Below are 20,682 nucleotides of genomic sequence, written 5' to 3' on the forward strand. Positions count from 1 at the left end.
CGTAGCTGGATCCGCCCTACGTCGTGCACCTGCACTGCCACCGTACCCGTGTTCCGTCGAGTCGAACCGTTCCCGCTGGCATGCTGGAGGCTATGACCCGCATCGAGGACTACGCCCTGCTGGGTGACCTGCATACCGCTGCGATGGTGAGCACCACCGGGTCGATCGACTGGCTGTGCCTGCCCAGGTTCGATTCACCAGCCTGCTTCGCAGCGCTGGTGGACACCCCGGATGCGGGGCACTGGACCGTCGCGCCGGTAGCGGGCGGGCCCTGCACGCGCCGTCGCTACATCGGCGACACCCTGGTGTTGGAGACGGAATGGGTCACCCCTGAGGGAACCGTTCGGGTCATCGACTTCATGCCGCCACGCGGACACGCCCCCGACGTCGTCCGCATCGTGGAAGGCGTTCGCGGGACGGTCGCGATGCACTCCGAGCTGAGGCTGCGATTCGAATACGGCCGGGTCGTTCCGTGGGTCCGCCAGCACGGCGACCGCACGGAGGCCCTGGCCGGCCCGAACCGGGTCCGGCTCCGCACCCCTGTCCCCACACGCGGCCACGAGATGAACACGGTGTCGGACTTCACCGTCCGCCGCGGTGACCGAGTACCGTTCGTACTCACCTGGAACCCCAGCCACGAACCGCCGCCGAAGACCGTCGACGCCGAAGACGCCTTGGCCGACACCCTGCGTTTCTGGACCGACTGGGTCGCGCAGGGAAACCCCATGCGTGGCGCGTACCGCGACCCGATCACGCGATCGCTGCTGACCTTGAAGGCGCTCACCTACAAGCCGACCGGCGGAATCGTGGCCGCGCCGACCACATCGCTGCCCGAGCAGATCGGCGGCCCCCGCAACTGGGACTACCGCTACTGCTGGCTGCGGGACTCCACGTACACCCTGCAGGCCCTGATCTCTGCCGGGCATCTCGCCGAGGCGAAGGCGTGGCGCGAATGGCTACTGCGCGCCGTCGCCGGCGACCCGGCCCGACTGCAGATCATGTATGCCCTCGACGGCACCCGCTACATCCCCGAAGCCGAACTGCCGTGGCTGGCGGGTTACGAGCACTCCACACCGGTGCGCACCGGCAACGCCGCCTCCGATCAGCTGCAACTCGACGTGTGGGGCGAGACCCTGGACAGCCTCTCGCTGGCCCGCAACGCCGGCATCACCGCGCACGACACCGCCTGGGACATGCAGGTAGCGCTGATGGACCATCTGGAGGGCACGTGGGACCAGCCCGATAACGGGCTCTGGGAGATGCGCGGAGCCCGCAGGCAGTTCACGCACTCCAAGGTCCTGGCCTGGGTGGGCGCCAACCGGATGGCCTTCGCGGTGCGCTCCCGTCCCGACCTGGAAGGGCCGGCCGACAGGTGGGAGGCCCTTGCCGACACCATTCACGCCGACGTCCTCACCCACGGCTACGACGCCGACCGCAACACTTTCACCCAGTCCTACGGCGAGCCCGGCCTGGACGCGGCGCTACTGATGATCCCCCGCGTCGGCTTCCTGCCGGGGAAGGACCCTCGGGTGCTGGGCACCATCGCCGCCATCCAGAACGGACTCACGGAGGACGGACTGGTGAAACGGTACGACACCGGCGACTCCGATGACGGGCTCGTCGGCGGGGAAGGCCTGTTCCTGGCCTGTTCGTTCTGGCTCGTCGATGCGCTCCACCTGGCCGGCCGACGAACCGCGGCCACCGCACTGTTCGACCGTCTGCTGACCCTGCGCAACGACGTCGGCCTGCTCAGCGAGGAATGGGACCCTGTCGCCAAGCGGCAACTGGGAAACACCCCGCAGGCATTCAGCCACTTCCCCCTGGTCACCAGCGCCCTGCAGCTGCACGTGGGGCGGGGGCACCGAAGTAACCACCCCATCGTCAGCAACCACCTCATCGCCGTACCCGACCACCACGACGCGTGACGGATCCATGCCGCGACGGCGGCGACTCAGCCTGCGCGGCGGAGGATCAGGTATGCGGCAGACGCCTCCTGCTCGGCGTCGGCCCGCGACGAATTGACGCTCAGGGTGACGTAGCGACCCGACGTCACGCCGCACTGGTAGTCGGCATCGCTCTGCACGCATTCACCACTCCCCGCGGCGATTCCCGGCAGTTGCGTGCGCGGCAAGCCGGGGTCGAACGCCTCGTCGCGCAGGTACGCCCGTGCCTCGCCGGGGTTTCCAAGCCGAACGACCATCGTCGTGAGCGTCTCCCCGATCAGTTCGACACCGGACGTCCGATCGCCCGCGATCGCCTCGCGCGGCGGTGCCAGGGACGACGCCAGGTGATCGGCGTAGCTCGTTCGATAGCCGTCGTACAGACTGATGCCCGACGACAGGCCCAGGGAGGTCGTCGTCGAACGTCTCCCGGCCGAAGTCGACGACGTGCGCGAACTGGACCAGCGACGGTGGCGCACCAGTGAGGACCCGGCGCAGGAGTCCCCCACCCACCCGTCCCTCGCCGAGCGGCGCCGTGAGCAGCTCACGCGGTCGGACGACCCACGCGAGCGCGCGCCGCGCCGGCTCATGCTCGTCCTGCTCGCGGTCGGCATCGGCGTGGTGATCTGCGTGGCCATCGTGCTCGTCGCGGTAGCGCCCTGATCGAGCGCGATCGGCCGACGGTCCTCCGCCGGTCAGCCGAACGCGCCCCAATCCGGAGGTAAGCGCGCGGCAAGAACCGGTCGGCACGATGTGATCCGTCCCCCTCCCCCCGGAGGCCCACCGAGCACGGAGCCGATCACAGATGACCGATCCCTACAGCCCGTACCCGCCGCGGCCTACGGCCGAGCCGCAGTTCCCCCCGGGTGGCCCGGTGAAGTCGTACCGCCCGAGCTACGGCGCCGGCGCGCAAGCCGCGCCCACGCGGCCTCCCCAGGACCCGCAGCAGCCGGAGCAGCCGAATCCGAGCGGGCCGCAGATCCCGCGGTACCAGCAGGCATTCACCGGCGCGCAGCCGGAGCAGCCCCCATTCGGGCAGCAACAGTTCGGGCAGCAACAGTTCGGGCAGCAACAGTTCGGGCAGCAACAGTTCACCCCCGGACAGTCCGGCGCGGGACAGTTCGACGCAGGGCAGTTCGGTGCGGGGCAGTTCGGCGCGGGACAGTTCGACGCGGGACAGTTCGACGCAGGGCAGTTCGGTGCGGGGCAGTTCGGCGCGGGACAGTTCCCGTCCCCGACGTCCGACAAGAGCAAGGTGGCCGCGGGGGCGTTGCAGCTGGTCCCGGGAGTAACCCTCGGGATCCTCGGTATCGGCCGGATCTACGCGGGCTCGAAGAAGCTCGGCACCATCCAGCTGGTCCTGTCGACGTTGGGCTTCATCGGCCGCATCCTGTTCTACGTGGCCGGGAACAACGGCCCGCTGATCGTGATCGACGGGATCCTGCTCGTCATCGGGCTGGCCATGCTGGTCTGCGCGATCATCGACGGCATCCTGATGTTCACCGGAAGAGTCCGCGACGACCAGGGCCGTCCGCTCCAGTAGACGGGCTTCGGCGACCACATCACCGACCGACCGTGGCGGCCACCTCCCACGTCGCGCGCTCGACCTCGCGCCCGAGCAGCCCGGTCTGCGTGAGGATCAGCTCGGTCGCCCCCGCGTCCAGGTACTCGTGCAACCCGGCCCGCACGTCCGCGGCCGAACCCACCAGGCCGATCTCGCCCGCACGCGTGGCGCCACCGAGCTCGAGCACCCTCCGATACGACGGCACCCTTTCGTAGAAACCCGTTGCGGCGAAGAGCCTCTCGCGCCCGGCAGCGGGATCGTCGGTCACCAACGCGGTCACCGCGGCCACGATCCGAGGTGCCGGCCGTCCAGCCTCTTCCGCCGCCGCGGTGACCGCGGGGACGATATGCCCCTCGAGCACGCGCGGCGCGGCGAGATTGGGCAGGATCCCGTCGGCATACCGCCCCGACACGGCGAGCGCGCGCGGCGACAGCGCGGCGACCAGGATCGGTGGCACCGGATCCGCACCCGGAAGCGAGGTCGGCAGGGGCGCCTGCGCGCTGAGCTCCTCCCCGCGGAAGTCGACGGTGCCGGTCGCGAACAGCTCGCGGGTCGCGATCAGGAACTCCTGCAGACGCAGCGCCGGGCGCCGGAACTCGATGCCGAACGCCTTCTCCGTCAGCTCCGCCGCCCCCAACGCCAGCCCCAGTTGGAAGCGGCCGTGCGTCGCCGCCTGGGCGGTCTGCGCCTGAGCTGCAACGATGATCGGGTGGCGGCCGAAGATGGGCACCGCCGAGCTCCCTACGGTGACGCCCGGAATCTCGCGGCCGATCAGTGCCGCAAGCGCGATCGCGTCGTAGTCGAACCGCTGCCCCAGCCAGACCGCGCCGAGCCCGGCGGCCGCGGCGACCCGGGCGCGTTCGATGACGTCGTCGACCGCGTTGCCCGTGCCCGCGAACGACAGTGCGGCGCCGATGACAGGTTCGGTACTCATACAACGACGAACGCCGGCGGCGGCCGACGCATGCCCACCCGCCGACTACCGATCACAGGGATTCGAATACAGCGTCGGGGACGCTACCGGGTCATGCCCTGCCGGACGTGGGCGGCGCGTACCGCCTGCACGAGGACGCGATCCCACACCGCCGGCCCCGGCCGCTGCCGGGCCGGACGGGTCAGCGTGTCGGTCACCAACTGCCGCAACATGGGTGTGACGAACGCCGGCAACATGCGGGGATCCGTGACGTCCTGCTCGGCGACCAGGAGCCGCAACGCAAGCAGCCCGAGCTTGTACGAATCCGACTGTGGCGTAGCGAGTTCCTCGCCCGCGGGTACCGACCAGCCCGGCGTCTCGAGCTGGGGCATCACGCTCCGGCCGCCCACGCGCATGGCGTCGCAGTCGATGAAGTAGCTGTGCGGATGCGAACGGTCGAGGGAGAACAACAGATTCTTCGGCGAGAGGTCGCCGACGACCACGCCGTGCGTATGTAGGAAATCGAGGTTGTCGGCGACGCTGCGGAGTAGCGAGTAGCGCTCGACCTCCGACACCAGCAGCCCGCGCTGCCGTAGTATGTCCACCGGGTTCAAGATGTGCTGCAACTCGGCCATCTGGCGGGACACGCCCTTGACCGTCGTGATAGAGACGAAGAACTCGTCCGGGATCCTGGGCATCACGAAACCGGTTGGACTACCGTTCTTCTCGACGATCGCGCACGGCCACGCCGATAGGTTGATCATCCGCCTCCCCGCCGCCGCGGGAAGTGATTCGAGGAACACCGGCATCGCGGCCAGGGCGGCGCCGTCGAGCTGCGCAAGCACCTCGGGCCGGTACTCCTTGTAGACCATGTGCGGGGTGAACGCGGTTCGCACGGCCGGTGCCGCATAGACGACGCCCTGACCACCCTGGCTGATCTTGGCCATGCCGCCCAAGCGGTCTCGATCGATCGCACCGGCCACCGTCGTCGTCACCCCTGCTCTCGCGTGTCTCCGGTCTCGCGCCCGTCGACCTCGACGACGGCCGTCGACTCGGCTCCATTATGAGAGTCGGTCTGCTGCGCCTGCGGGGCGGGGCTCGGTGGAAGCGACTCACCGGTGGACCAGACCGCGACCAGCGTGCGGTCGTCGTCGAAGGTCTCTCGGCTGAAGTCCAGCGCGTTGGCGAACTCGAGCTGCGACGGCGGACCAGGGCACAGCACCGCGCGCAGAAGGTCCCCGACCCCGCCCGTCCCCGCGCCGAGCGGGTCGCCGATACCGTCGGTGCCCACCAGGAATGCCACTCCTGCAGGGATTCTCGTCGTGACCGGAGCGACGGTGTCGGGCACGCGCGGCAGTCCCGACACGGCCGAGCTGGACAGCCCGGCGGCGTCGGCGGCCTTGCCGCCGAGCAACGGGTGGAAGGTCCCGTCGGCGAGTACCCAAGCGCACGAGTCGCCGACGCCGTACACCTGCACGGCGAGTTCCCCGGTCTCGGTCGGGTCGAGCACCGCGACCACCAGTGTCGTGGCGAGGTTCTTCTCCGTGGCCGCCGGATCGGGCGCGTCGCCGCCGAGGATCGCTTGCGCCTGCTCGACCAGGACCCACGCGGCCCCCTTGACCAGCGCGGTCCAGTCGACCGGCGCGCCGACCTCGGCGGCCCGTGCCGCGATCCACTGAGCAACGAAGCGCACCACGGCGGTCGAGCCGAAATGCGAGAACCGCGCCGACGACACCCCGTCGGCGACCGCGATCACGACCCGACCGCTGGGCAGCCTGTGCAGCGCCATGTCGTCCTGCCGTGGCGCCCCGTTGTACCGGTGGAACTGCCCGCGCAGCGAAGCCCCTCGCACACAGGCGAACTCGCTGCTCCAACCGTCGACGACGGTGTCCGGGCGGAACGGCAGCGTACGGAAGCGTGCGTCGGTGGGCACCGGCTCGACGGTCGGCGAGGGCGTCCCGACCACGACGGGAGCGATGCGTATCGTGCCCTGCACCGGCGCCGGCGGGGCGCCCTGCGGCACGCGGACCGCCGTCTGCGGGGGCGGCACCTGCCCGGGCGCCGACGGTGCCGGACCGCTGGGTCCCGGCTGCGCCACCCGCGGGCCGGCGGCGGCTGTCGGCACGATCACCGTCGTCTCGTGGGAGCCGTCGCCGGCATATCCCCCCGGCCCGCCGTATCCCCCCGGCCCGCCGTGGCCCCCGAACGCACCGTATCCCCCAGGAACCTGCTGGGGACCACCCTGCGTTCCCGGACCGGTACTCGCGTCCAGATCCCGCTGCGCGGCACCGAACAACTCGCGAGCGCTGTTCTTGAGGTTCTCCCAGGCGTGCCTGCTCTCACCCATCTCCCGTCACACCAGGTCGACGGCGAGCGAGAAGCCCTCGGGCTTCTCCATCTGCAGCTGACCGGCGCCGGACGCGAGGGCCTGCCCCGAGCTGATCACGGACTGGGTGAGCGACGTGATGAACTCACTGATCGCCATGCCGGTGTCGACCCCGCGCGCGGCGATGAAGGCGTACTGGTCCTTGGTCGCGACCTCCCGGACGGTGGCGGCATCGGCCTGGCCGATGCCGAACGCCAGGATGTTCGCCGCGGCAGGCTGCGCAAGCAGGTAGTCGCGGGCGGCGCGCCAGTCCTCGCTGTTGTTCGGCGCACCATCGGTGAGGAAGAAGACCGCAGGCCGGTTGACCATATAGCCCTCGGCCTTCAGCGACGGGACATCCACCGAGATCCGGTACCCGATCTGGTCGAACGCGGCCTGGTACGAGGTGAGGCCGCGAGCCTGCAGCGCGGGCATCTGGGGCAGCGACCGCAGGTCCGCCGGCTCGAGGTAGGTGCGGGCGTCGTCGGCGAAGCCGATCACCGAGAACCGGACCTTGGCCGCCGCGAACGACTCCCGCTGCAGCGCGTCCTGCAGATTGATCAGTCCGTCGTTGAGCTCACCGACGTACGGCCCCATCGAGCCGGACTCGTCGGCGACGAAGTAGACGGGGAGGATCGTGCCCTGCGGTTCCATGTGATCGTGCCCTCTCGTGTAGCGATCTCTCGGACTCGTATCGAATCCGTCGGAAGTAGCTTCGTCGGCCGGCCTTAACACCTCCTTGCCCACCACTTGAGCGCGCGCATCCGTCGACACCAAGGCCGAATGAAGCGCCGCTTAAGAGCTTCCGGCCATCGTCTGTCTCGACACCGCCAGACCATCCGCCCTCCAAGGAGAACCGAATGAAGCCGAAGCCCCGGATCGCGATCGCCGCGACCTCGACGGCCATCGCCCTGTCCGTCGCCCTGACCGGCTGCTCGAACGATACGAGCGGGATGTCCACGAGCTCGGCCGCGGCCCCCTCCGGCGGGGCCGACGCCAAGACGCTGCTGCAGGACGCCGCACAGGCCTCCGACGACGTGGCCACCGTCCACTTCGCGATGGCGACGTCCGGCAAGGTCCCGAACCTGCCCGTCACCGCCGTCGACGGGGACCTGCAGAACAAGCCGACCGTCGCCGCGCAGGGCACCGCGACGGTGAGCCTGGGTGCCGCCACCGTCGATGCGAAGTTCGTGTTCATCGACGGTCACATGTACGCCGACCTCACCGGCGGCAGGTACATCGATTACGGCAAGGGGGACTCCATCTACGACGTCTCGGCTTTGTTCGACCCATCCACGGGCATACCGCACATCCTGTCGACGATGAACGACCCGACGGACGCCGGCACCGACACCGTCGGCGGCGCGCAGGTCGAGAAGATCACCGGCACCGTCAGCGCCGCAGACGTCTCCACGATCAGCGGCGCACACGTCTCGAAGGACAAGGGCACGACGCCGGTACCCACCACCGTGTGGATCCAGCCCGCCGGCGATCACGAGCTGGCACAGATCCAGATCACGCCCACAGCAGGCGCCACGCTCACGCTGACGTTCTCCCAGTGGGGCGAGACGGTCACCGTCACCAAACCCGTCATCACCACCATCGCCCCGAAGCCCGGCGGCGGCCACGGATCCACCCTCGGCAACTGACACCACCGGACAGGAAGAGAACCGACGATGTTCACCTTCAGCAGGATCACCACCCGGACCACGGCCGCTGCCGTGGCCGCCGCCATCAGCATCGGCACCGCAGGACTCGTGGCGCCCGCCGCGCACGCCTACGGGACGTGGGGCGCGATCGCCGTCGACCACGACGGCACCTGGGGCCGGACCCTCGACTACGAATCACCCGCCGCCGCCCGCGAGGCCGCATTGGCGGAGTGCGGGTTCGGCGGGTGCAAGGTCCTCACGGTCTTCACCGGATGCGGCGCCGTCGCGCACAGCGACGGCATGTACGGCGGCGGTAACGGCGACGACCTGTGGTCCGCGGAGCAGGACGCGATCGACGAGGCCGGCGGTGGGTACATCCTGGTGTGGGGCTGCAACTGACGGCAGGCACACCGACGGCTCGAACGGTATCGGTCACGACGGCAGGTTCACCAGGCGTGCGCGGTGCCCTGCTCCCGATACCAGTCCAGCGCCGCGGGATCGTCCACCGACCGCGGATCCACGTTGACCTCACGCCCGGCGAGGATGGCGGTCACCGGGATCTCCAGCTTCTTGCCGGTCCGCGTGTGCGGGATGGCGGGCGCGAGCACCACCTCGTCGGGAACGTGCCGGGGCGACAACCGGTTCCGCACATCCGTGCGGATCCGGCCCACCAGGTCGTCGGTCAGCGAGGCGCCCGGCACCAGCGTGAGGTACAGCGGCATCCAGTACTTCGCGTCCGGGCCGTCGACCCCCACGACCATGGCCTCGGCGACCTCCGCGATGGCCTCGACCACCTCGTAGATGTCCGCCGACCCCATGCGGATCCCGTTGCGGTTCAACGTCGCATCGCTGCGGCCGCGGATGATCATCGAACCGCGCTCGGTCAGCTCCACCCAGTCGCCGTGCCGCCAGATGTGCGGCGCGGGTCCGTCCGCCCACTCGTGCTCGAAGTACGCCGCCCGGTACTTCGCCCCGTCGGGGTCGTTCCAGAAGTGCACGGGCATCGACGGCATCGGCGCGGTGATCACCATCTCGCCCACCTCACCCACCAGCGGTGTCCGGTCCGGCGCCCACGCCTCGAGCGCCACGCCCAGGTAGCGCACCGACAACTCGCCGGGGACCACCGGAACTCCCGGTGATCCGCCCGCGAACGCGGTCACCACATCGGTGCCACCGCTCACCGACGACACCGGAATACCCTGCCGCACATGCTCGTCGATCCAGACGAACAGATCGGGGGCCAGCGCCGACCCGGTGGATCCCACCGTACGCAGCGCCAGCCGGTGCCCCGATCCCGGGTCCAGGCCCGCCTTCCGCGACGCCTGCAGCTGTCCTGGACTGGTGCCGAAGTAGGTGACGCCCTCGTCCTCGAGTAGCTGCCACAGCCGGTCGGCGTCGGGGTACAAGGGGTTTCCGCTGTAGCAGACGATGGTCGAACCCACCAACAGCCCGGCGGTCTGATAGTTCCACATCATCCAGCTCAACGCGGTGTGCCAGAAGAACACGTCACCGGGACCCAGATCACTGTGCAGGGCCATCACTTTGAGGTGCTCGATCAGCACGCCGCCGTGCCCGTGCACGATGCCCTTGGGTCGCCCGGTGGTACCGGAGCTGAAGAGCACCCACAGCGGGTGGTCGAACGGCACCTTCACCGCCTCGACCGCGTCCTCCGACGCGGGCGGCAACGTGGTCACCACGCGCTCGGGCGGGACCCCCAGCAACTCGGCCAGGGCGGCGTTGTCGGCGGACTTGTCGATCCACTTGCCGCCGTATCCGTACCCCTGCGATGCGACCAGCACCCTCGGCTCCAGCTGCGCCATCCGCCCGGCGGCCCCCTGCGGCGCGTAGTCCTGCCCGCACCCCGACCACACCGCACCCAGCGCGGCGGTCGCCAGGAAGGCGATCACGGTCTCGGGCACGTCCGGCATGTATGCAGCGACCCGATCGCCCCGGCCCACACCGAGCTCCGCCAGCAGCCGAGCGGCCGCCGCGATCCGGCCCGGAAGCTCCGACCACGGCACCTCGATCCGGGTGCCGTCGTCGGCGATCCCGACGATGGCCGGCCCAGGCAGCGACGCATGTCGCAGGACCTGATCGACGTAGTTGACCTGCACCTCGGGAAACCATCGCGCACCGGGCATCTCGGCCGATGCGAGCACCGGCCCGGGCCGTGGGCCGAGGTCGAGGAAGTCCCACAATGCGCCCCAGAACGCATCGGGCCGGGCTACCGACCAGTCGTACAGGGCGGTGTAGTCCCCGGCGGCGAACCCCTGCCGAACCGCGAAGTCGTCGATCCGCGTCATCCCCGTGTCCCCTCGTCCACCGCCTCGGCACCGCGCAGGAGCGCGACCGCCTCCTCCCGCATCGCCACCTTGCGGACCTTGCCCGACACCGTCATCGGGAACTCCTCGACCACGTGCACGTAGCGCGGGATCTTGTGTCGCGCGATCCTGCCGTCCGCGAACGCATGCAGGTCCGCGGCCGTGAACGACGTGACGCCGGCCCGGAGCCGCACCCACGCCATCAGCTCCTCGCCGTACTTCTCGTCGGGCACGCCGATCACCTGCGCGTCGAGGATGTCCGGGTGGGTGTACAGGAACTCCTCGATCTCGCGCGGGTAGATGTTCTCGCCGCCGCGGATCACCATGTCCTTGATCCGGCCGGTGATCCGCACATACCCGGTCTCGTCCATCGTCGCGAGGTCGCCGGTGTGCATCCAGCCGTCCGGGTCGATCGCCTCGGCGGTCTTCTCCGGGTCGTTCCAGTAGCCCCGCATCACCGAATACCCTCGCGTGCACAGCTCTCCGGTCTCGCCGCGAGCCACGATGGTTCCGAGGAACGGGTCGATCACCTTGATCTCGAGGTGCGGGCCCACCCGCCCGACGGTGCCCACCCGCCGCTCGAGCGAGTCGCCGGGCCGGGTCTGCGTGGACACCGGCGACGTCTCGGTCATGCCGTAGCAGATCGACACCTCGGCCATGCCCATCCGGTCGATCACCTTGCGCATCACCTCTTCCGGGCACGGCGAGCCGGCCATGATGCCGGTACGCAGGCTCGACAGGTCGTAGCGGTCGAAGTCCACGAGCGCGAGCTCGGCGATGAACATCGTGGGCACGCCGTACAGGCTGGTGCACCGCTCCTGCTCGACCGCGCGCAGCGTCGCGGCAGGGTCGAACGACGGTGCCGGGATCACCATCGCCGAGCCGTGGCACACGGCGGCGAGGTTGCCCATCACCATGCCGAAGCAGTGGTAGAACGGCACGGGGATACAGACCGAGTCGTACTCGGTATACCCCACCAGCTCGCCGACGAAGTAGCCGTTGCCCAGGATGTTGCTGTGCGACAGGGTCGCCCCCTTGGGGAACCCCGTGGTGCCGGACGTGTACTGGATGTTGATCGGATCGGTCGCGGCCAGCCCCGCTCCGATGCGGTCGAGCTCCACCAGTTCCGCGGGGGTCGGCTCGTCCGACAGCCGCGTCCAGTCGTCGGTGTCGTAGCAGATCACCTCCCGTAGCGCCGGCGACACGGGGCGCGCGTCGGCGAGCATCGCGGCGTACTCCGACGAGCGGAACCTGGTGGTGGACACCACGACCGAGATCGCCGCCTGGTCGAGCGCGTACTCCAACTCGCGTTGCCGGTACGCGGGATTGAGGTTGACCAGCACGATCCCCGCCAGCGCGGTGCCGAGCTGCACGATCACCCACTCGGGCACGTTCGGCGCCCAGATACCCACGCGGTCACCGGGTTGCACGCCCATCCTGAGGAATCCGACGGCGGCCGATCGGGCATCGCGAAGCAGCTCCGCATAAGTCCAGCGGCGCCCGGTGGGGACGTCGACCAGGGCGGTCCGGCCGCCGTGCGTTGCCGCGGTGGCGATCAGCCGGGCGCCGATGGTGCCGGTCGGCAGCGGCGGCTCGACCTCGCCGCAGGCGTACGACGGTTCCGGGTCTGCGACGGCGGTCGACTGTGACGGGGTGGACATCGATAGGCGCTCCTGTTCAGTTCTCGGCGGGGGCTCGGGACACGATGGCGCGGGCCTGCGCGAGCAGCGGGGCGTCGATCATCTGCCCGCGGACCGCGAACACGCCGTGCGCCCCGGCCTGGGCGCCGAGTACCTCGCGCGCCCAGGCGAGCTCGTCGTCTGTCGGGCGATAGGCCGCACGGATCATCGGCACCTGCGACGGGTGGATGCAGACGGTGGCGGCGTACCCGAGCGCGACCGCATCGAGAGCCTCGGCACGCAGGCCGTCGACGTCGGCGATGTCGATGTGCACCGCGTCGAGCGCGAACCTGCCGAATGCGGCTGCGGCGAGCCGGGTCGCCGACCGCACGTGCCGGGCGACGTCGCGGTACGTCCCGTCCGGGAAGCGACTGGACCGCCCGCCCATCGCCGCGACCAGGTCCTCGGCGCCCCACATCAGGCCGACGCACCTGGGATGCGCGGCGATCGCGGCAGCGTTCACCGCGCCCAGCGGCGTCTCGATCAGGGCCACGACATCGTGGTCCACCAGGTCGAGCTGCACCGGTTGCTCGGTCTTGGCGAGCATGATCGCACGGTAGTCCGTTCGCGCCAGCGCCTGCAGGTCGTCGGCGAAATCGGCGGTCCCGGCGGCGTTCACGCGGACGATGGTGCGGGCGGGATCGAGGGGTCTGTCCACCAGCGCGCGCCGGGCCGCCGGCCGGTCGGCGGCCGCGACTGCGTCCTCGAGGTCGAGGATCACGGCGTCGGCGCGGTCGGCTGCCTTCGCGTACCGCTCGGGTCGGTCGGCGGGGCAGAACAGGATCGCCGGCCCCGGAGGGGCCCACGGTTGCCCAGCGCCCAGCCCGCCCGCCGTCACGCGTCCGCCCCCGACTCGTCGGCCGGTGCCGTGCGCACCAACGTCGCACGCTGCGCCACCGCGACCACCACGCCGTCCTGATTCCGAGCGACGTGGCGCAGGTTGACCACGCCCTCGCCCGGCCGCGACTTCGACTCGCGCTTGCCCACGCACAGCGTCTCTGCGTACAGCGTGTCCCCCGCGAGCACCGGATGCGGGAAGGCGATCTCGGAGAAGCCGAGATTCGCCACGAGCGTGCCCTGGGTCAGCTGCGCCACCGACAGTCCCACCAGCGTCGACAGGGTGAACATCGAGTTGATCAGCCGCTGCCCGCCGAAGCCGGGCTGCTGCGCCGACCACGCCGCATCCAGGTGCAGCGCCTGCGTGTTCATGGTGAGGGTGGTGAACAGCACGTTGTCTGCCTCGGTCACCGTCCGGCCCGGGCGGTGCTCGTAGAGCACCCCCTCCTCGAACTCGTCGAACCACAGGCCGCGCTGGGTGACCCGACGGACGGGCTGCTGCTCGCTCACGCCGGAAGCCCCAGGGAGCGCGCGATGAGCATGAGCTGCACCTCGGTGGTGCCCTCACCGACCTCGAGGATCTTGGAGTCGCGGTAGTGCCGCGCCACGGGATATTCGTTCATGAAGCCGTAGCCACCGTGGATCTGGGTCCCCATGCGCGCGTTGTCCATCGCAGCCTCGGACGCCACCATCTTGGCGATCGACGCCTCCTTCTTGAAGGGCTTGCCGGCCACCATCTTCGCCGCCGCGTCGTAGTACGCGGTGCGGGCCGCGAAGGCCCGTGCCTCCATGCGGGCGATGGCGAACGACACCGACTGGTACTCGGCGATCGGCCTGCCGAACGACTTGCGGTCCTTGGCGTACTTGATGCACTCGTCCACGCACCCCTGCGCGGCGCCGGTCGCCAGGGCTGCGATCGCGACCCGACCCTCGTCGAGGATCGACAGGAAGTTGGAGTATCCGCGGCCGCGCTCGCCGAGCAGGTCGCCGTACGGGACCCGGACGTCGGACAGCGACAGCGGGTGAGTGTCCGAGGCGTTCCACCCGACCTTGTTGTAGGCGGGCTCGACGGTGAATCCCGGTGTGCCGTTGGGCACGATGATCGTCGATATCTCCTTGCCGCCGTTCGGTCGCGTCCCCGTCACCGCCGTGACCGTGACGAACCGGGTGATGTCGGTGCCCGAGTTGGTGATGAACTGCTTGGCGCCGTTGATCACCCAGCTGTCGCCGTCCTGCTTGGCGGTGGTGGCGGTACCGCCCGCGTCCGACCCGCAGCCGGGCTCGGTGAGGCCGAACCCGGCAAGCGCGCGGCCGGCGGCGAGATCGGGGAGCAGCTCCCGCTTCTGTTCCTCCGTACCGAATCTGAAGATCGGCATCGCGCCGAGGCTGACGCCCGCCTCGAGGGTGATCGCGACCGACTGGTCGATCCGGCCGAGTTCCTCGAGGGCGAGGGCGAGGGCGAAGTAGTCGCCGCCCATCCCGCCGTACTCCTCGGGGAAGGGCAGCCCGAACAGGCCCATGTCCCCCATCTGCCGAACCACGTCGTAGGGGAAGGTGTGGTCGCGATCGTGCTCGGCGGCGACGGGCGCCACCACCTGTTCGGCGAAGTCCCGCACCGTCTTCCGCAGGTCTTCGTATTCGGTCGACAACTCGGTCATCGCGATGCCTCCTCGGTATCGTTCTGTGTGGTCTGTGTGGTCTGTGTGGTGTCGGCGCCGGGTGCCGTGACTGTCGCCAGCACCTGGTCGGCGGCCACCTTGTCACCTACGGCGATCGCCTTGTCCCCCGCCGCTCGCGCGAGGGATACGACGCCGTCGTGCGGTGCGGTGAGCGGGTGCTCCATCTTCATCGCCTCGACGATCACGATCGTCTCGCCCTTGGCGACCGGCTGGCCGTCGGTGACGGGCACCGCCACGACGGCGCCCGGCATCGGGCTGGTGATGTCGTCGTCGTGGCGGTCGTCGCCGGCGCGGGTCGCGAGCCGGGCGCGATGCACGATGTGCGCACCGTCCGCCCCTGCGTACCAGTACCGTTCGAACCCGGACGCGGGATCGCCGGCACCGTCGGCGACGACGGTGACAGGCCGCCCGAACCCGTCCACCACGAGGCGGCCGCCGTCCAGCACCGCACCCAGGGAGGTCGCGCCGTCTGCGGTGGTGACGGTGACGGACCGGGGCAGGACGGCCACGTCGGCGCCCTCGAATCGGACCACGGTCGGCTGGGGACCGCCTATCCGCCAACCGGTCTCGGTGCCCCACGCACCGTCCTCCGTGCGGGCGTCGGCCACCGCGCGCAGCCCGGCGGCCGCGTAGGCGTCGACGGGGATCGGCGGCCGCTCGTAGGTCGGGGCGAGACGGTCGAGCAACTCCGTGTCGAGCTCTCCCGACACCACCGCCGGGTCGGCGAGCACGAAGCGGCAGAAGTCGACGTTGGTGCGCAGCCCCGCGATCTGGGTGCCCGCCAGTGCCTCGTCGAGCCGCGCGATCGCGTCGGCGCGGTCGACGCCGTACGCGATCACCTTGGCCAGCATGGGGTCGTAGTCGCTGCCCACCACGTCACCCGCCGCGATGCCGGAGTCGACGCGCGCCCGGTCGGGCCAGCGCAGGCCGAGCACCGTGCCGCCGGTGGGCAGGAACCCGGCAGCCGGGTCCTCGGCGTACACGCGGGCCTCGATGGCGTGCCCGGTGAGAGTCACGTCGCCTTGCGTGAGCGCCAGCGGCTCGCCGGACGCGACGCGGATCTGCTGCTCCACCAGGTCGATTCCGGTCACCAGCTCGGTGACGGGGTGCTCCACCTGTAGCCGCGTGTTCATCTCCATGAAGAAGAACTCGTCGGGGCGGTGCGCCGAGACGATGAACTCGACGGTCCCAACGCCCGTGTACCCGACGGACCGCGCCGCATCGCACGCCGCGGCGCCGATCCGGGCGCGGGTGTCCGCGTCGAGCAGTGGCGAGGGGGCCTCCTCGATCACCTTCTGGTGGCGCCGCTGCAGCGAGCACTCCCGCTCACCGAGATGGACGACGGTGCCGTGCGTGTCGGCCAGGACCTGCACCTCGATGTGCCGCGGGGTGTCGACGAACCGCTCGAGGAACAGGGTGTCGTCGCCGAACGCCGCACCGGCCTCACGCCGGGCAGCGGCGAGGGCCGCCCGCAGGTCCGCGGGATCGACGACGCGGTGCATGCCCTTGCCGCCGCCGCCCGCGCTGGGCTTGATCAGCACCGGGAATCCGATCTCGTCGGCGGCCGCGATCAGGTCGGCGTCGGTGAGGCCGGGACGCGAGATGCCCGGCACCACCGGGACGCTGCGCGCGGAGACCGCCGCGCGGGCGGTGATCTTGTCGCCCATCGTCTCGATGGCGCCGACCGGCGGGCCCAGAAAGAGGATCCCGGCGTCGGCCAGGGCGTGGGCGAAGGCGGCGTTCTCGGAGAGGAAGCCGTAGCCCGGGTGCACCGCGTCGGCACCGGTGCGGCGGGCCGCCTCGACCACGCGGTCGATGCGCAGGTAGCTCTCAGTGGCCGCGGCGGGCCCGAGGCGCACCGCCTCGTCGGCGAGCCGCACGTGCTGGGCGTGCGCGTCGGCGTCGGAGTACACCGCGACGCTGGCGATGCCCAATCGGCGCAGCGTCGCGATGACGCGGCAGGCGATCTCGCCGCGGTTCGCGATCAGGACCTTCTCGATGACCCGGGGCACGGCCTGCGCGCGCGACCTACGGGGGGTGGTGGTTGCCATGTGTCGATCCCTCACATCCGGAAGACGCCGTAGTTGACCTCGGCCAGCGGCGCGTGCTGCGCCGCGGCCAGTGCGAGGCCGAGCACCGTGCGGGTGTCGGCCGGGTCGATCACGCCGTCGTCCCACAGCCGCGCCGTGGAGTAGTAGGCGTCCGACTGACGCTCGAATTGTCCGCGCACCTCGGACTTGAACTCCTCGACGCCCTCGGGGTCGCGCCGCACCGAGGCCAGCGTGTCGGCCGCCTGCGGGCCGCCCATGACGGAGATCCGCGAGTGCGGCCACATCCACAGGAAGCGCGGCGAGTACGCGCGACCGCACATCGAATAGTTGCCCGCGCCGAACGAGCCGCCCACGATGACGGTGAACTTGGGCACCCGCGCGCACGCCACCGCGGTGACCATCTTGGCGCCGTTCTTGGCGATACCGCCCTGTTCGTACTGCCGTCCCACCATGAAGCCGGTGATGTTCTGCAGGAACACCAGGGGGATCCGCCGCTTGTCGCACAGCTCGATGAAGTGCGCGCCCTTGAGCGCCGACTCGGAGAACAGCACGCCGTTGTTGCCGATGATCCCCACCGGGTGCCCGTGGATCCGGGCGAACGCGGTCACCAGCGTGGTGCCGTAGCCCGCCTTGAACTCGTCGTATTCGCCACCGTCGCACACGATCTCGATCACCTTGCGGACGTCGTACCCCATTCTGGAGTCGGTCGAGACCACGTCGTACAGGTCCGTCTGCGGGCGCGTCGCGTCGCGGGCCGCCGTCACGTCCCACTGCGGCGCGCCGACCGGGCCGAGCCGACCCACGATCTGCCGGACTCGCGCGAGCGCCTCGTCGTCGGAGTCGACCAGGTGGTCGGTCACGCCCGACACCGTCGAGTGCATGAGGCCGCCACCCAGGTCCTCGGCGGTGACGTCCTCGCCGGTGGCCGCCTTCACCAGCGGCGGGCCGGCCAGGAAGATCGTGCCCTGATCGCGCACGATCACCGTCTCGTCGCACATCGCCGGCACGTAGGCGCCACCGGCGGTGGAGCTGCCGAGCACCGCGGCGATCTGCGGGATGCCGGCGGCACTCATCGTGGCCTGGTTGTAGAAGATCCGGCCGAAGTGATCGCGATCGGGGAAGACCTCGTCCTGCATCAGCAGCATCGCGCCGCCGGAGTCGACCAGGTACACACAGGGCAGCCGGTTCTGCAGCGCGATCTCCTGCGCTCGGAGGTGCTTCTTGACGGTGATCGGGTAATAGGTGCCGCCGGACACCGTCGCGTCGTTGGCGAGGATCATCACCTGGCGGCCGCTGACCGTGCCGATCCCGGCCACCGCGCCGGCCGACGGCGCCCGGTCGTCGTACATGCCCTCAGCCGCCAGTGGCGCGATTTCAAGGAACGGGCTGCCGATGTCCAGCAGCCTCCGGATCCGCTCGCGCGCCATGAGTTTCCCGCGGCCGGTGTGTTTCGCGCGGGCGCGCTCGCCGCCCCCCTGCGCCACCCTGTCCAGGCGGCGGCGCAGCTCCTCGACGTTGGCCTCGTGCACCTCGCGGAACGTCACAGAGCGCCTCCACTTTCAGTTAATGTTTAATAACTGAATACCAGAATAGGGTGGCGTATGCCACATGTAAACCCCATCCGAATGTCGATGTGAGCGTGGAGGCGCAGCCGCGATCCGGCTCCGGAATCGAGATGATGGCCCGACTGCGGCCGCGCGCCAGGAACATCCGACTGCGGATCGAGGAACGCCTCGCGGGGTCGACATCGTCGACTTCCTGATCGGCCGTCGGTTGATCCTCGAGGCCGGCCGGCCCTATTCGGCGACGCTCAGAGAGCCACGCCGACCCGCTCGGCCCGACAGTCCGTCAGCGATCGATCCCCAGCGCCGCCACCGCCATCGACCGCAGCAGTTCCCGCAGCTCGTCCACCGGCAGGACGGGCAACGACGGTGCCGCGTTGAGCAGACCGAAGACCGCGTGCACCCGCGCCCGGTTGACCACCACCTCGCCCCCCACCCGCGTCAGCTCTGCGGCCCATGTCTCGACGTACCGCCGCTGCAACTGCCGGACCCGGTGCGCGTCGTCGACGGCGAGCGACCACAGGTCGCGATACTGCACCCGGATCAGATCGGGCTCGGTCACCGCGAAATCCACGTGGAAGTCGACCAATTCAGCCAGTGCGGCCCGTGGATCCGGTTCCCGTTCGACCACCTCGCGGCCGCCGGCGTAGAGGTGCTCGGAGATCTCGACGAGCAGTGCCGCAAGCACCGCCTGCTTCCCCGAGAAGTGGCGGTACATGGCGGGGCCGGACACGCCCGCCTCGGCACCGATGTCCTCGAGCCGCACCCCGGCGAACCCCCGCTCCGCCATCAACCGAGCCGCCGCGGCGAGCAGCTCACGCCGTCGCGCCGCCTTTGCCCGTTCCCGCGGCGTCGCGTTGTCCTCGATGCCGGAATCCATGCGGCGTCACATTACCCCGCCTTGCGGCGCTCGATGATTCGTGCAAGCCTTAACTCGCAAGGCGCCGAATTGTTCGCTGAGGCTCCTTCGCGGAAACAGGCCAGCGACCCCGAACGTCGAGAGACGCCCCGGGTCAGGACAGGACCATCCGGATTAAGGGTGGCCCCCGACTGGCTCCCGCCTTCCGGCGGGTTCACGCCGCGAAGTGCCAAAGGTCTGACGTGGAGGGGCGCCTCTCCCTCTCGGGAGATCCCTCCCGGCGCACGGAAACGCACGCGTGCTGCCGACCTGCGGGAGGTGACGATGCCAGACGGCTCTGATAGACGTGGCGTCCGCCCCCGCGGATGCCACTGACACACACTCTCGATCCGATGGATCCGCACGCCCAGGCGTGCCGAACACCCGATCCCATCCACAGCCAGACATCACTGCGCGCTGAGCACGCCGTCCCGGAGCGGGTCGCCCCGGAACGGCATGCACTCGCGCAGCGGTGAGGCGCGCTCGAAAGGCGCTGTCCCCATGCATATGCCAACTCTCGAAATGTTCATCCGGATCGCTTCCGGGGTCGGCTTCGGCACCCTGATCGGTCTGGAACGCCAGTACCGCGCCCGCATGGCGGGCCTGCGGACCAACGCCCTCGTGTCGCTCGGCGCCACCCTGTTCGTACTGCTCTCCGCGTATGGATTCGGCGGCGGCGACCCCACCCGGGTCGCCGCCCAGATCGTCTCGGGCATCGGCTTTCTCGGCGGCGGAGTGATCCTGCGCGACGGCCTGACGGTGCGCGGCCTCAACACGGCCGCCACCCTGTGGTGCTCCGCGGCAGTGGGCGCGCTGTCCGGCTCGGGGCTGTATCTCGCCGCAGGCGTCGGCACGGTGGCGGTGGTGATCGTCAACACCTTCCTGCGCTCGGTCGGCCACGTCGTCGACCGCGCCCCCGACCCGTCAGGCGGCAAGGAGGAGCCCAGCACGTACGAATTCGTCGCCGTGACCGCCGACGAGTCCGAGTCGCATGTACGAGTCTCCCTGGTACAGGCCATTACCCGCACCAACTTCCACCTCCGGTCGATCGCCAGCCACAACATCGCAGACGGGCTGGTCGAGGTCCGGGCCGCGCTCACCTCCGACGAGCGCAACGACCGTGCCATGGAGTCCACGATCACCCAGCTGAGCATGGAGCCTGCCGTGACGCGGGTCAGCTGGAATGTCATCACCGCCACCCCACAGAAGGAGCTGTAGCAGCTC

19 protein-coding genes and 1 riboswitch are annotated in these 20,682 nt (G+C 70.1%); of the genes, 6 read left to right on the top strand and 13 right to left on the bottom strand.

Translation table 11 applies throughout. The features are described from left to right. The first annotated feature begins 92 nt into the window (after nucleotides 1–92). Nucleotides 93–1,925, top strand: coding sequence for a glycoside hydrolase family 15 protein (locus ABD908_RS12675; protein WP_344996060.1), 1,833 nt, complete (start codon nucleotides 93–95; stop codon nucleotides 1,923–1,925). Nucleotides 1,926–1,951: 26 nt separating this feature from the next. On the opposite strand, the gene ABD908_RS27645 is transcribed toward ABD908_RS12675, so the two are convergent. Then, a complete protein-coding gene (locus ABD908_RS27645; RefSeq protein WP_425584375.1) occupies nucleotides 1,952–2,419 on the bottom strand; it encodes a DUF7373 family lipoprotein in 468 nt (155 codons plus the stop codon). Between ABD908_RS27645 and ABD908_RS12685 the strand changes: the two genes are divergently transcribed. Continuing rightward, nucleotides 2,328–2,603 (top strand): hypothetical protein, encoded by a 276-nt coding sequence (locus ABD908_RS12685; protein ID WP_344996066.1) that lies wholly within the window; start codon nucleotides 2,328–2,330, stop codon nucleotides 2,601–2,603. The two genes, ABD908_RS27645 and ABD908_RS12685, sit on opposite strands and share 92 nt — an antisense overlap. 142 nt (nucleotides 2,604–2,745) lie before the next feature. Next, nucleotides 2,746–3,483: a TM2 domain-containing protein gene (locus ABD908_RS12690; protein WP_344996068.1), complete on the top strand. Its 738-nt coding sequence runs from the start codon at nucleotides 2,746–2,748 to the stop codon at nucleotides 3,481–3,483. Between the two features lie 19 nt (nucleotides 3,484–3,502). Here the strand turns inward: ABD908_RS12690 and ABD908_RS12695 are convergent, their stop codons facing one another. The 4 genes from ABD908_RS12695 to ABD908_RS12710 form a co-directional block, all read right to left on the bottom strand. After that, entirely contained in the window at nucleotides 3,503–4,438 is a 936-nt protein-coding gene (locus ABD908_RS12695; protein WP_344996070.1) for a TIGR03564 family F420-dependent LLM class oxidoreductase, read from the bottom strand. A gap of 83 nt (nucleotides 4,439–4,521) precedes the next feature. Further along, entirely contained in the window at nucleotides 4,522–5,412 is an 891-nt protein-coding gene (locus ABD908_RS12700) for a hypothetical protein (protein WP_344996072.1), read from the bottom strand. Next, nucleotides 5,409–6,764, bottom strand: a complete 1,356-nt coding sequence (locus ABD908_RS12705) for a protein phosphatase 2C domain-containing protein (protein ID WP_344996074.1) — start codon at nucleotides 6,762–6,764, stop codon at nucleotides 5,409–5,411. Before ABD908_RS12705 ends, ABD908_RS12700 begins: the two co-directional genes overlap by 4 nt. 6 nt (nucleotides 6,765–6,770) lie before the next feature. Next, nucleotides 6,771–7,436: a vWA domain-containing protein gene (locus tag ABD908_RS12710; protein ID WP_344996076.1), complete on the bottom strand. Its 666-nt coding sequence runs from the start codon at nucleotides 7,434–7,436 to the stop codon at nucleotides 6,771–6,773. Between the two features lie 206 nt (nucleotides 7,437–7,642). Here ABD908_RS12710 and ABD908_RS12715 point away from each other — a divergent pair, with 206 nt between their 5' ends. Together ABD908_RS12715 and ABD908_RS12720 are read left to right on the top strand one after the other, a co-directional pair. Next, nucleotides 7,643–8,431 (top strand): LppX_LprAFG lipoprotein, encoded by a 789-nt coding sequence (locus ABD908_RS12715; protein ID WP_344996078.1) that lies wholly within the window; start codon nucleotides 7,643–7,645, stop codon nucleotides 8,429–8,431. A gap of 27 nt (nucleotides 8,432–8,458) precedes the next feature. Next, entirely contained in the window at nucleotides 8,459–8,830 is a 372-nt protein-coding gene (locus ABD908_RS12720) for a DUF4189 domain-containing protein (protein ID WP_344996080.1), read from the top strand. A gap of 47 nt (nucleotides 8,831–8,877) precedes the next feature. Here the strand turns inward: ABD908_RS12720 and ABD908_RS12725 are convergent, their stop codons facing one another. From ABD908_RS12725 to ABD908_RS12760, 8 genes are all read right to left on the bottom strand, one after another. Next, nucleotides 8,878–10,734 (bottom strand): acetoacetate--CoA ligase, encoded by a 1,857-nt coding sequence (locus ABD908_RS12725; protein ID WP_344996082.1) that lies wholly within the window; start codon nucleotides 10,732–10,734, stop codon nucleotides 8,878–8,880. After that, entirely contained in the window at nucleotides 10,731–12,413 is a 1,683-nt protein-coding gene (locus ABD908_RS12730) for an AMP-binding protein (protein ID WP_344996084.1), read from the bottom strand. Before ABD908_RS12730 ends, ABD908_RS12725 begins: the two co-directional genes overlap by 4 nt. Nucleotides 12,414–12,429: 16 nt before the next feature. Next, nucleotides 12,430–13,269, bottom strand: a complete 840-nt coding sequence (locus tag ABD908_RS12735) for an HpcH/HpaI aldolase/citrate lyase family protein (RefSeq protein ID WP_344996086.1) — start codon at nucleotides 13,267–13,269, stop codon at nucleotides 12,430–12,432. Continuing rightward, a complete protein-coding gene (locus ABD908_RS12740) occupies nucleotides 13,266–13,778 on the bottom strand; it encodes a MaoC family dehydratase (RefSeq protein WP_344996088.1) in 513 nt (170 codons plus the stop codon). Before ABD908_RS12740 ends, ABD908_RS12735 begins: the two co-directional genes overlap by 4 nt. Next, complete coding sequence (locus tag ABD908_RS12745) at nucleotides 13,775–14,926, bottom strand: acyl-CoA dehydrogenase family protein (protein WP_344996090.1); 1,152 nt, start codon at nucleotides 14,924–14,926, stop codon at nucleotides 13,775–13,777. Before ABD908_RS12745 ends, ABD908_RS12740 begins: the two co-directional genes overlap by 4 nt. Beyond that, a complete protein-coding gene (locus ABD908_RS12750) occupies nucleotides 14,923–16,998 on the bottom strand; it encodes an acetyl/propionyl/methylcrotonyl-CoA carboxylase subunit alpha (RefSeq protein ID WP_344996092.1) in 2,076 nt (691 codons plus the stop codon). Before ABD908_RS12750 ends, ABD908_RS12745 begins: the two co-directional genes overlap by 4 nt. Nucleotides 16,999–17,009: 11 nt before the next feature. Next, entirely contained in the window at nucleotides 17,010–18,542 is a 1,533-nt protein-coding gene (locus ABD908_RS12755) for a carboxyl transferase domain-containing protein (RefSeq protein ID WP_344996094.1), read from the bottom strand. A gap of 304 nt (nucleotides 18,543–18,846) precedes the next feature. Next, a complete protein-coding gene (locus ABD908_RS12760) occupies nucleotides 18,847–19,440 on the bottom strand; it encodes a TetR/AcrR family transcriptional regulator (protein WP_344996097.1) in 594 nt (197 codons plus the stop codon). Nucleotides 19,441–19,501: 61 nt separating this feature from the next. After that, nucleotides 19,502–19,676, top strand: a riboswitch (M-box (ykoK) riboswitch). Between the two features lie 289 nt (nucleotides 19,677–19,965). On the opposite strand from ABD908_RS12760, the gene ABD908_RS12765 reads away from it, so the two are divergent. Next, a complete protein-coding gene (locus ABD908_RS12765) occupies nucleotides 19,966–20,676 on the top strand; it encodes an MgtC/SapB family protein (protein WP_344996100.1) in 711 nt (236 codons plus the stop codon). The last annotated feature ends 6 nt before the right edge of the window (nucleotides 20,677–20,682 follow it).

The organism is Tsukamurella soli (assembly GCF_039541155.1).
Taxonomy (GTDB): Bacteria; Actinomycetota; Actinomycetes; order Mycobacteriales; family Mycobacteriaceae; genus Tsukamurella; species Tsukamurella soli.

Bases quoted from the DNA above. Each gene is read 5' to 3' on its own strand.
- ABD908_RS12675 (WP_344996060.1), top strand. From the start codon at position 93: ATGACCCGCATCGAGGACTACGCCCTGCTGGGTGACCTGCATACCGCT.
- ABD908_RS12685 (WP_344996066.1), top strand. From the start codon at position 2,328: ATGCCCGACGACAGGCCCAGGGAGGTCGTCGTCGAACGTCTCCCGGCC.
- ABD908_RS12690 (WP_344996068.1), top strand. From the start codon at position 2,746: ATGACCGATCCCTACAGCCCGTACCCGCCGCGGCCTACGGCCGAGCCG.
- ABD908_RS12695 (WP_344996070.1), bottom strand. From the start codon at position 4,438: ATGAGTACCGAACCTGTCATCGGCGCCGCACTGTCGTTCGCGGGCACG.
- ABD908_RS12705 (WP_344996074.1), bottom strand. From the start codon at position 6,764: ATGGGTGAGAGCAGGCACGCCTGGGAGAACCTCAAGAACAGCGCTCGC.
- ABD908_RS12710 (WP_344996076.1), bottom strand. From the start codon at position 7,436: ATGGAACCGCAGGGCACGATCCTCCCCGTCTACTTCGTCGCCGACGAG.
- ABD908_RS12715 (WP_344996078.1), top strand. From the start codon at position 7,643: ATGAAGCCGAAGCCCCGGATCGCGATCGCCGCGACCTCGACGGCCATC.
- ABD908_RS12720 (WP_344996080.1), top strand. From the start codon at position 8,459: ATGTTCACCTTCAGCAGGATCACCACCCGGACCACGGCCGCTGCCGTG.
- ABD908_RS12725 (WP_344996082.1), bottom strand. From the start codon at position 10,734: ATGACGCGGATCGACGACTTCGCGGTTCGGCAGGGGTTCGCCGCCGGG.
- ABD908_RS12730 (WP_344996084.1), bottom strand. From the start codon at position 12,413: ATGTCCACCCCGTCACAGTCGACCGCCGTCGCAGACCCGGAACCGTCG.
- ABD908_RS12745 (WP_344996090.1), bottom strand. From the start codon at position 14,926: ATGACCGAGTTGTCGACCGAATACGAAGACCTGCGGAAGACGGTGCGG.
- ABD908_RS12750 (WP_344996092.1), bottom strand. From the start codon at position 16,998: ATGGCAACCACCACCCCCCGTAGGTCGCGCGCGCAGGCCGTGCCCCGG.
- ABD908_RS12760 (WP_344996097.1), bottom strand. From the start codon at position 19,440: ATGGATTCCGGCATCGAGGACAACGCGACGCCGCGGGAACGGGCAAAG.
- ABD908_RS12765 (WP_344996100.1), top strand. From the start codon at position 19,966: ATGCCAACTCTCGAAATGTTCATCCGGATCGCTTCCGGGGTCGGCTTC.